The organism is Microcoleus sp. Pol7_B2, assembly GCF_036701035.1.
In the GTDB taxonomy this organism is placed as follows: domain Bacteria; phylum Cyanobacteriota; class Cyanobacteriia; order Cyanobacteriales; family Microcoleaceae; genus Microcoleus.
The window spans coordinates 1-9,555 of sequence record NZ_JAUBQB010000130.1 but is presented as its reverse complement, the minus strand read 5'-3'; the positions used below and the strand labels follow the sequence as shown (position 1 = coordinate 9,555).

Genomic DNA, 9,555 nt, shown 5'->3' with positions numbered 1-9,555 from the left:
TCTGAACCAATATTTCTTTGAGACATCTTCTGAAATCCCCTTGACAACTGCCATACAGGCTTAACTTGTTACGAATGATTCTGTGGAGCGATATTCTGGGGTAAGTTTTCTTCTGCTCATTGATTAGCTCCTGAATCCTAGTTTTTACATTTTTAGGACTTACGCACAGTAATAGTCCCGATTTTGACAAGGTTTTTCCTTCAAAAATTCCTGCTACTGAGTGATATTTACCCCCTCCAATTGGAGGGTTTAGAAGAAAGAAGTAGCGTGTTACAATCAGAATGACAATCCCAATGTGGAGAAAAAAAGTGAAAGTAGTTCGCACAACTACGGCTATGGAAAGCCAACGGGATTATTTCTCTGATAGCGATAGCGATGCACTTGCTCGCGTTGCTTTTGCAGAAGGTGAAAACAGCCAGCAATTAGGAGGTTTGAACCTAGATGCTAACGGGGTTATTAAAGGTAGAGCGTCAAACTTATTCAATGTCACCGAAGAAGAAGTTGAAAACCCTCAATACTGGATTGATTTGTAATAGATATCGACCGAAATTAAGTTTTCGCTCTTACAAACAAAACAAGCGTTTCACATTCTAATTCGGAAATGTCTAATTCAGGGAAGTCTAAGTCGGAGGTGTCTACTATAGCTTTTATCACAGATATGAGGTACACAAGATTCTCTGAATGTCAGGAGTTTCAAGCCTTGGTATATGCCTCATTTACCTGACAAAGGCTAGAATTCAGGTGTCAAATCAAGGCATTCCTGACACCTGAAAAGATGGCTAACGCCGTTTTTTGGACTGCGTTTTATCCGAAGAACGACTCTCAAGCGTCTGGTTGGCTTGAAGAGAGTGCAAATTGTTACCAGGAAGCAAGCTGTAGACCACTTTACGCTTGCGGAAAACCCTAGTGCCATCTACAGGCATTCCCTTTTTCCAAGCGTCTGCAATCGCCTTTTTGTCGGCAGAAATTACGATTTTGGTTTCGACTCGGCGATAGGGTTCTGGCAGTTGAGATGGGTCAATCAAAACTTCACAGGTAGGCGGATTTTCCTTAACAGTAATGCGGCGGTGTTTGCCAATAATTTCGGAAGTTAACACGCCGCACTCGTTGAAGTAGAGAACGGTTTGGTCTAACCGCTCTCTCCACCCCTGGAGTTTGTGGAGAGCTCTTGAATGCAGTTCTATCAAATACTGCATCCTGGCTGTAATTCCTGCAATTTCGGCATCAATTTGGTCGGCTAAGTCGGCATGGGCATCAACAGCAAGTTCCTGGGTTTCTTGGGTTTGCCAAAGGGATTGCAGCAGTTGGTCAATTTCTTCTGAGCTTTCTGCTGACTCTAGTTGATGCCAAAGTTGAGCCGCAGTTATTGAACTTTGAGCAAGCGTTGCTGTGGCTAAATTCATGCTTAGTATCCTCCGTTGATGCAGGTGTGATAATAATCGCGGCGTTCTTCGAGTTGAGTAAGCGCAGCCATTGTTTCCGGGTCGGATTTAAGAGAGATTTGTTGGTCCTTTTGAATCTGGCTACCTGGTTGAGAATGAGTTAAATTTTGTGAGCTTGACTGGGTGATTTTTTGCATACAATTCAAAAAACTTTCTTAAAAATAGCGCGACCGCGCTCTTAAAAAAAGGAGTATTTAAAGTTATGAATTATCCTATAGTTTTTTACCCAAAAGTGGTAATGCAATTCTGCCATCAATATCCTTTGCCAGAGGCAAGTTCTAGTTGTGCCACCTCATCCCAACTTCAAGAAACTCAACAATTCGGTCAACCTGTTGTTTTGCTGACTCCGCCTCAACCACCTGTGGTGTTACCTGTCAAGTTGCTGTGGTTAATTTGGGTGTTTTGGCTCTATGGTGCGATCGCACTTCCGCTATTAGCTATTTCTTGGGGTTGGCTGTGGTGGGAAATGCTGTTGGTAGTAGCTGCTTATTCATGTTTAATTGCGGCTGCTTATAGTTATGTGTTTGGTTGCCGTCAAAAACTGCTATCCAGGTATAAACAGCAAATTCTTGAGTACAAGCAACAAAATATATTATTCCATCAACATTTATCCTCGAATAAACAGCAAGAATTTTCTAATTTTAAGGTGGAAAAAGAAGGGTTGCAGACAGGTTTAAAAATCGCAAAACTTGAGTTGGATTCCAGAAATCGAGCGCTCAAGGATTTGATGTCACTTCGGGTTAGTTCTAAGGGCACATCTCAAGCTCGGCAAGGAGTGAGTGAACAACGCTTTTTACAATATTTGCAGCAATATTTCGAGGAAGTTGTCCAAGCAGCAGAGTTTAAAATTCCGTTATCTCAGAGGAGCTATTCAGCAGATTTTACTGTAATTCACACTCCATCTGGACTCGGAATTGATGTCGAGATTGATGAACCTTATGCTGGCAAATCTAAGAAGCCCACCCACTGCTGCGATGCTGACAGGGATATGCGCCGCAATCAATTATTCTTAGAGTGGAATTGGATTGTGGTTAGGTTTACTGAAAAGCAGGTGGTTCAGGCTCCTTTGAGCTGTTGCAAGTTCTTGGCGATTGCGATCGCCTTTGTAACGGGCGATCGCTCTTATTTAAAGCAACTGGAAACTGAGCCCGATTTGCTAAGCGTCAAACCTTGGACAACTAGAGAGGCAAGGGCTATGGCTAAAAGCAACTATCGCCTTACTTATTTATCTGGATTTGGCGTCGGTTCTGCTTGCAATCGGGTTTCCAAGTTTTGATGCGAGCGCACGCAATATCCGACTTATTGACTGCGATAAATGTTTATAATTAATACAAAGGAGATAAAATAGAGATGCTGTCATTTGAAGAGGGGTTCATTGAAAGTCAACAGCTCAACCAAAGATTTCTGCAAACAATTCGTTTGCTTGGAGAATACAAGGGAAAGCAGGAGTTATTCAAACAACAAGCCTCACAAGTTTTAGGCACTTGGCGCCAAGCTGCGGTTATTCAGAGTACCGAATCTTCTAACCGCATTGAAGGCATTACTGTGCCACTAGAACGGATTAAGAAATTAGTAACTGAAAAAACAACGCCACGCGATCGTTCAGAACAAGAAATTGCGGGTTATCGGGACGTGCTAACTACAATTCACACCAGTTATAACCACATTCCTTTTAGTACAGGTGTCATTTTACAACTGCACCGCGACCTTTACCACTTTGCTGTTAATACAGGCGGGCGCTGGAAAACAGTGGATAATGAAATTAGCGCTACTTATCCTGACGGGACTAAAGTGGTAAGGTTTCAACCTACTCCCGCTTATGGTACTCCTGCGGCAATGGAACGCCTGCAAGAACGGTTTAATCGCCTCTGGGAATCGGGCGAGATAGAACCTTTATTGCTGATTCCAACCTATATTTTGGATTTCTTGTGCATTCATCCATTTTTAGATGGAAACGGGCGGATGGCAAGGTTGCTGACTTTGTTGCTGCTATACAAAGCTGGTTATGAGGTGGGGCGATTTATTAGCTTAGAACGGATTGTGGAGAGAACTAAGGAAAGCTATTATGATACGCTTTACCAATCTTCCCAAGGATGGCATGAAGGGCAGCATAACCTGTTACCTTGGTGGGAGTATTTCTTGGGAGTCATGCTGCTATCAGCTTATCGGGAGTTTGAACAGCGGGTGGGATATGTTACATCCGCAAAAGGAACTAAAACGGCGATTGTATTGGATGCGATTAACAATTTGCCTCAAGAATTTTCAATTAGAGAGTTGCAGGAAAGGTGTCCGACAGTGGGAATTGATTTGATTCGGCGTTTATTGCGCCGGGTGAGAGATGCTGGGCGTTTGCAATGTCGGGGGCGAGGGGTAGATGCTCGCTGGCAAAAGCAGTAGCCACAGAACTTATGCACAAGCAACTGCGTGTTGAGTAGAATCATAAAACTCAACACTCAGTTGCAACTATTTATGCAATCAGTAAGTTGTACTGCATTTAAATTGTAGAGCTCAATGACCCTCAAAAATTGTCAAATCCTCTCTCCCTCGAACACCATAGACCAATATGCTTGGGTTAAGAACAATCTGACTTTTAAAAGATGCTTATATTGCCATAAAATCGTAACAGAGATAGAATTCGTTAGAGAGTGTTAACCCAAACGTATTGGTCTATAGACAATAGAGTTGCATTGCATTTATTCGCTCTCCAATCAGGAAATTATCGGCGTTTATTTGCGTTGAGCTGTCTTGAATCTGCGGTTAACCTATTAATCACAGATTTAGGCAATTCAAGTCTAATCTAGATGCACAACAGGTTATTAGTTAAGTGCTGCTTCTGCATCGAGTTTGTTAACCTGCTGTCGCCGGAACAATTCTTGTGAAAGTTCGGGCCACCTTTCCAGAGTGGGGTCTTTTGCGACTATCAACTGTGCTGCTTTCCTAGCTTGCTCTAGTATGGCCTGGCCGTTGATTAAATCAGCCTTGGCAAATTCTGGCAGTCCCGCCTGCTGGGTTCCTAATACCTGACCTGGCCCTCGCAATCTCAAATCCATTTCTGCTAGAAAGAAGCCGTCTTGCGAAGTTTCCATTATCTTGAGCCGCTCTCTAGAATTATTTGATTTGGAATCGCTTACCAACAAGCAGTAAGATTGTGCCGTGCTCCGTCCTACCCGACCTCTGAGTTGGTGCAATTGCGACAGGCCAAATCGTTCCGCGTGTTCGATTAACATGACTGTGGCATTGGGGACATCAACTCCGACTTCAACAACCGTCGTGGAGACGAGAATTTGAGTTTTATGGGCAATAAAGTTGGCGATTTCTGTTTCTTTCTCGGCGGAATTCATGCGACCGTGTAGCAGCCCGATATTGACATTGCGGAAAATATTTTCCCTCAAGTACCGATGCTCCTCAATGGCGGCTTTGAGGTCAAGCCGTTCAGATTCTTCGACAAGTGGCAGAATGATGTAGGCTTGATAGCCCAGTTGGATTTGTTGTCGAATTATTTCGTGAGCTTTGTGGCGAGTTCTACTCGTAAATAGCTGAGTTTGAATTGGCTCTCTCCCCGGTGGCAGTTCGTCCAGCAGGCTGATGTCTAAATCGCCGTGCAGTGTCAGGGCTAAAGTTCTAGGGATGGGTGTGGCGGTCATTGTCAGAATGTGAGGGCTAATGCCTTTTTGCTGCAACTTGAGCCGCTGTTGAACTCCAAATCGATGCTGTTCGTCGATCGCCACAAAACCCAGTTTCTTAAAGCTTACAGTATTTTGAATCAGTGCGTGAGTACCGATTAGCAAGGGAAGAAGCCCCAAGTTTAATCCTTTGGCAATTTCTTGGCGAATCTTAGCTGTTGTGGAGCCTGTTAACAGCGTTACAGACAATCCCAGCGGCTCAAACCATTCACTGAGTTTGCGGTAGTGTTGGGAAGCTAACACTTCAGTCGGTGCCATTAGTGCTGTTTGATAACCGGATTGAATTGCTGCAAGGATGGCGACTGCTGCTACTACTGTTTTGCCGGCACCGACATCTCCTTGTACTAAGCGATTCATCGGAGTTGGTTTGCTCATGTCTGACAGAATTTCGGCAATGACTCTTTGCTGTGCTTTGGTGAGGGTAAAAGGTAAATTCTTGTAAAGTTTTCTGAGCTGTTTTCCTGTTGAGTTTAGGGAGTATCCTTGCTGTTGTTGCAAGGTATATCGGTGCTGCAATAGCCTTAATTGCAAGTAGAAGAATTCATCGAACACTAAGCGGTGGCGGGCAGATTCGAGGGTATTGCTGTCTGGGGGACAGTGAATATGTGCGATAGCTTTTTGGAGAGCTATTAACCCAAAACGTTTGCGAAGTCGTTGTGGCAGCGGGTCTTCAATAAAACCAACACAGTCAAGTGCTGTACGAATACAATGCCGGACTAGCTCGTTAGTTATGCCTTTAGTTAAGCGGTAAACTGGTACAATAGAGGTCGTGCTGGCTTTAGCATCTTCAAAGCTAACAACTTTAACTGTTGGGTTGCTGATGGTTTTACCATAGCTATCTTGTTTGACTTTTCCTGTCACTAATACAATAGCACCTTGTTTGTAAAGTTCGGCTTGGTGGGAACGCCATAGTTGCCATTGGTAATAGCTGTGGTTGTAAAATTGAGTGCAAACTATTCTGTCGGTTTGGTCGCAGACAATCCATTTTTGTAATGTAAGTTCTGGTTTAGTACGGCAGTCGAAGATACTGTGGTTGATAATTTTGCCTGCAATTGTTACGCAATCTCCTGTTTTTGTCTCAGCAATCCGAGTGCGTTTGAAGGCGAGATGTTCTTTCGGAAAGTAGTAGAGTAGGTCTGCAATGGTGCGAAGACCTAGTTTTGTTAGTTTTTGAGCTTCGGAAACAGCAATTCCAGACAAATGTTGTAAGGTGAGAGTTAAATCCATCTTTTTTAGTTGAGTTGAATTGGCTGAGAGTTAGCCGCGAACGCGGCTCATCTCCAGAGAGTTAATTTATCTATCAAAAAGGGAAGACAATTTATATCGAATTTTGTCGCAGCAACTCGGTTTTTAATAGTGGTCGCGATTAATTTGAACCATTTAATCTAGTTAAATCGGCTCTCCTGATCTTGAGGTTATAAGCCAGCCTGATCAATCCTCAATCCATTGCCCTATAAGGCTTTTAATTCAATCTTTTGATGAAGCTATCAGCAACCCCCACTTTTTCACCAAAAGTCCAGGAGAGCCGTTAAATCTTCCATCCCCGATGTGAAACTGAACGCTCCAACTGAAGCGGGTCAACTATATTTCCTCCAATTGAAGGGGAGTTGCGTAAATTTTTAGCAGGGCTCTGATACGTAAATGAACACGTAACAGCCGTGAGGCTCCCAAAGCTTTATGTCCCCAGCTTCAAGACGCAACAAGAGGCGCCAGCTTCTGGAACTGTACGGAAACCGCTGCCACTGGTGCAAAAAGTCTATGCAGAAATCGGAAAGAACTATTGAACACTTACAGCCTAAAAGCTTGGGCGGGTCTAACGCACTCCCTAACCTGCGTTTAGCTTGCTTCACTTGCAATAACTCGCGCGGTAACAGTCCCTTTCCTCCCCGCACCGCCCGCGAATCAGCCCGCACCAAGACATAAGTCACTTGCCGTTTATTAATTTTTAACCCTCTTAACACAGGTTATCGATCGACTAATGAGACAATACAGAGCAGATTAACTCGCTCTTTAAAAAAGTGGCATGGACGATCGAGATGAACGGTTAAGCGCTTTAATCGCACAGGTGCGCCAAAACTCAGCCCAAAGCAGGAAATGGCGAACAGCCATGAATCAGCTATTGCGGGAAATTCAGCAACTACCAAAACTTAAAAAATCAACTCATCCAAATTATCCCGAAGCCTTAAACCTTACTTTAGAATGGGTGAGCCGCGAAATTACTCAATTTGAGCAACGCCAGCCTTCTATTGCAACAAGTTTGAGCAATTGGGTTAACGGCTACCAGGGTCGGCGAATTCAAGATTTGTATTCTCCTAAAAAAAATGCTCCAATTAGTTTAGATGCTCCGATTGCGGTGGATGCTGGGGCAATAACTCGGGTCGAACAGTTACCTGATTTTACGCTCAGTGGGTTGGATGGCATGATTGAAAGCGCTCAGAAAGAAACCATTCAGCGGATTGGTCTCGAACTAGAACTTTACATCGAGCAAGATCCCGAAGAAAATCTCAGAAATAGCTATCCTGGTTCTTGCCCAGAGTGCAACTGCCAATTTCTAAGTCTGAGAAGAGTGTTAAAAGACCCTCCTGACAAGTTTCAAGACTTAGCAGAAGAGTTAAACGTTAAGTACACAACCCTGAATTCTCATTGGAAGAGAAAATGTAAACCACTACTGCAAAAAATAGCTAGCAAGTTAGGATATGGACAGGAGCAGCAACCATGAACACCGCAGAACTACCTCTGTTAACAGTACCGATCGAGTTAAAAGCGCACGACATGGCGCGGCAACTTGCTGCCGTTCAAAGTACAGTACAAAAAGGAAAACGAGTTTACTTGAATGCACTGGCAGTTTACGCTGTTCACAGCTATTTAAAATGGGTGCAAATTGAAACTGATTTGGAAGGTTCTGATAGCTTCAATCCAGCAAAAACGGCGCTAGCTAATGTTGCTGACTTGGTAATTACTGGCATTGGCTCCTTAGAATGCCGCCCAGTTTTACCTTGTGAAACAACCATTCTCTTACCCGAAGAAGTAATAGAAAATCGGATTGGATATGTGGGAGTACAATTTAGCGATCGCCTGGACTCCGTGCAGCTATTGGGATTTGCCCCAAGCTTAGATAGCTCAAATCCACCACAACAGTTAGCGGTAGCAGAATTAATGCCGATCGACAATTTAATCGAACAGATTACTCGTTTAGAAGAAGCGATCGCCTTCTTAGAAACAGACGATCCGGTGGCGGTACAAGTGAGATCTCAGATAGAAACTCAATCGCGGAGCAATATTGTTGCCCAATTAGAGCGTATTTATCGAACTTGCGAGGAGTATGAGTGGCGGTACGCTGCAGGAGAAGTGTTAGCCGGTAGCCCCGCAGGAGGAGAGTTGACTCGTGAAAGCGCCGACAGCGCCGACAGCGCCGACACTGATTTACAGGATTTAGCCGAAGATTTGCTGGAGAAGTTAGCAGGAATCTGGAGAGATGCTGCGTAATTTTGGAGCGGATGGCTGATGTATATATGTAGTCTCCCCTTCGTAACCTGTAAAGAATATGGCAAAAGGATTCGGCCCATCGGCGAAAACTCCCCAAGCGACAAAACGCCAGACAGCTTATTTCAAGCTAATTCAAGCGCTCCTCGAATGTCCTCGCGGTAAGGAACTGAAGATTTTAAGGAAGCACCCGCAGTTGGTTGATGTTGGTTTGCTGGAAATGATGGAAATGGTAGCTACAATTCTGGTAGCACAGAGGGAGTTTTCGGGTGCTGATTGTTTAATTGATTTGGCTGATTTTTTAACTAAAAACCGGGAAAAATTAAACCTGGAAACATTCAGGAATTTTTACACAGGAAGCGATGGCTCACCAATAACAGACTCTTTTGTTAAAGCTCCGGCTTTCTTGTGGGAAGTATTACGGACAATTCTGCTAAGCCCAAGTGACCAACAAACTGTTTACCTGATACTAGCAATTAACAATGAAGCTTTTTTGCGACACTTTTGTATTTGGATAAATTACACGCTCCTGAAAAGCCAGCCAAAACTAAAAAAAGCGATCGCACTTTTTCTGATATCTTTCTGCAAAATGCTCTGGCTCTTTCCACTGGGCAATAGGGCAATTAACCTGGAAATTGCGATCGCAGGTTTTGAAGGATCTGCCAAAATTTTTACTCGTGAGGCTTACCTACAAGTATGGGCGCAAATCCAATTTGATTTAGCCCCTGCTTACCGGAATCGGATTTGGGGCGATCGCTCGCCCAACCTTGAAAAAGCCCTAACGGCTTGCACTAATGCTTTGCAAATCTACACTCGTGACACTTCTCCTCAAGAGTGGGCGATGGTGCAAAATAATCTCGGTCTTGTTTACAGTAGACATCTCCAAAATAGTAACAATTCGTGATAATATCACATCCTAAAGCTTTTTTGACACAGAAACATGAGCG

General features: G+C 43.8%; 9 protein-coding genes. 7 read left to right on the top strand and 2 right to left on the bottom strand.

The window, feature by feature from the left end; genetic code table 11:
- Positions 1-293: 293 nt before the first annotated feature.
- Positions 294-533 (top strand): hypothetical protein, encoded by a 240-nt coding sequence (locus QUA57_RS27330; protein ID WP_333064895.1) that lies wholly within the window; start codon positions 294-296, stop codon positions 531-533.
- Between the two features lie 246 nt (positions 534-779).
- Here QUA57_RS27330 and QUA57_RS27325 read toward each other — a convergent pair whose 3' ends face one another.
- Complete coding sequence (locus QUA57_RS27325) at positions 780-1,403, bottom strand: siphovirus Gp157 family protein (RefSeq protein WP_333064893.1); 624 nt, start codon at positions 1,401-1,403, stop codon at positions 780-782.
- Positions 1,404-1,644: 241 nt separating this feature from the next.
- Here QUA57_RS27325 and QUA57_RS27320 point away from each other — a divergent pair, with 241 nt between their 5' ends.
- Positions 1,645-2,718 carry a hypothetical protein gene (locus QUA57_RS27320; RefSeq protein ID WP_333064892.1) on the top strand — a complete coding sequence of 358 codons (1,074 nt, stop codon included), beginning with the start codon at positions 1,645-1,647 and terminating at the stop codon, positions 2,716-2,718.
- Positions 2,719-2,792: 74 nt separating this feature from the next.
- Positions 2,793-3,839: a Fic family protein gene (locus QUA57_RS27315; RefSeq protein WP_333064890.1), complete on the top strand. Its 1,047-nt coding sequence runs from the start codon at positions 2,793-2,795 to the stop codon at positions 3,837-3,839.
- A gap of 419 nt (positions 3,840-4,258) precedes the next feature.
- Here QUA57_RS27315 and recG read toward each other — a convergent pair whose 3' ends face one another.
- Positions 4,259-6,352 carry an ATP-dependent DNA helicase RecG gene (gene recG / locus QUA57_RS27310; protein WP_333064889.1) on the bottom strand — a complete coding sequence of 698 codons (2,094 nt, stop codon included), beginning with the start codon at positions 6,350-6,352 and terminating at the stop codon, positions 4,259-4,261.
- Positions 6,353-6,802: 450 nt separating this feature from the next.
- Between recG and QUA57_RS27305 the strand changes: the two genes are divergently transcribed.
- The 4 genes from QUA57_RS27305 to QUA57_RS27290 all read left to right on the top strand — a co-directional run bounded on the left by QUA57_RS27305 (position 6,803) and on the right by QUA57_RS27290 (position 9,512).
- Positions 6,803-7,048, top strand: coding sequence for an HNH endonuclease (locus QUA57_RS27305; RefSeq protein ID WP_333064887.1), 246 nt, complete (start codon positions 6,803-6,805; stop codon positions 7,046-7,048).
- A gap of 100 nt (positions 7,049-7,148) precedes the next feature.
- The gene (locus tag QUA57_RS27300; protein WP_333064885.1) at positions 7,149-7,844 is read left to right on the top strand and encodes a hypothetical protein; all 696 of its coding nucleotides are present in this window, start codon (positions 7,149-7,151) and stop codon (positions 7,842-7,844) included.
- Entirely contained in the window at positions 7,841-8,611 is a 771-nt protein-coding gene (locus tag QUA57_RS27295; RefSeq protein ID WP_333064884.1) for a DUF1822 family protein, read from the top strand. Before QUA57_RS27300 ends, QUA57_RS27295 begins: the two co-directional genes overlap by 4 nt.
- Positions 8,612-8,669: 58 nt before the next feature.
- Complete coding sequence (locus QUA57_RS27290) at positions 8,670-9,512, top strand: hypothetical protein (protein WP_333064883.1); 843 nt, start codon at positions 8,670-8,672, stop codon at positions 9,510-9,512.
- Positions 9,513-9,555: the final 43 nt, after the last annotated feature.

What these genes read in the sequence shown, in the direction of transcription:
- QUA57_RS27330 (WP_333064895.1), top strand. Translation starts at nt 294, where the DNA reads ATGTGGAGAAAAAAAGTGAAAGTAGTTCGCACAACTACGGCTATGGAA.
- QUA57_RS27325 (WP_333064893.1), bottom strand. Translation starts at nt 1,403, where the DNA reads ATGAATTTAGCCACAGCAACGCTTGCTCAAAGTTCAATAACTGCGGCT.
- QUA57_RS27320 (WP_333064892.1), top strand. Translation starts at nt 1,645, where the DNA reads ATGAATTATCCTATAGTTTTTTACCCAAAAGTGGTAATGCAATTCTGC.
- QUA57_RS27315 (WP_333064890.1), top strand. Translation starts at nt 2,793, where the DNA reads ATGCTGTCATTTGAAGAGGGGTTCATTGAAAGTCAACAGCTCAACCAA.
- recG (WP_333064889.1), bottom strand. Translation starts at nt 6,352, where the DNA reads ATGGATTTAACTCTCACCTTACAACATTTGTCTGGAATTGCTGTTTCC.
- QUA57_RS27305 (WP_333064887.1), top strand. Translation starts at nt 6,803, where the DNA reads ATGTCCCCAGCTTCAAGACGCAACAAGAGGCGCCAGCTTCTGGAACTG.
- QUA57_RS27300 (WP_333064885.1), top strand. Translation starts at nt 7,149, where the DNA reads ATGGACGATCGAGATGAACGGTTAAGCGCTTTAATCGCACAGGTGCGC.
- QUA57_RS27295 (WP_333064884.1), top strand. Translation starts at nt 7,841, where the DNA reads ATGAACACCGCAGAACTACCTCTGTTAACAGTACCGATCGAGTTAAAA.
- QUA57_RS27290 (WP_333064883.1), top strand. Translation starts at nt 8,670, where the DNA reads ATGGCAAAAGGATTCGGCCCATCGGCGAAAACTCCCCAAGCGACAAAA.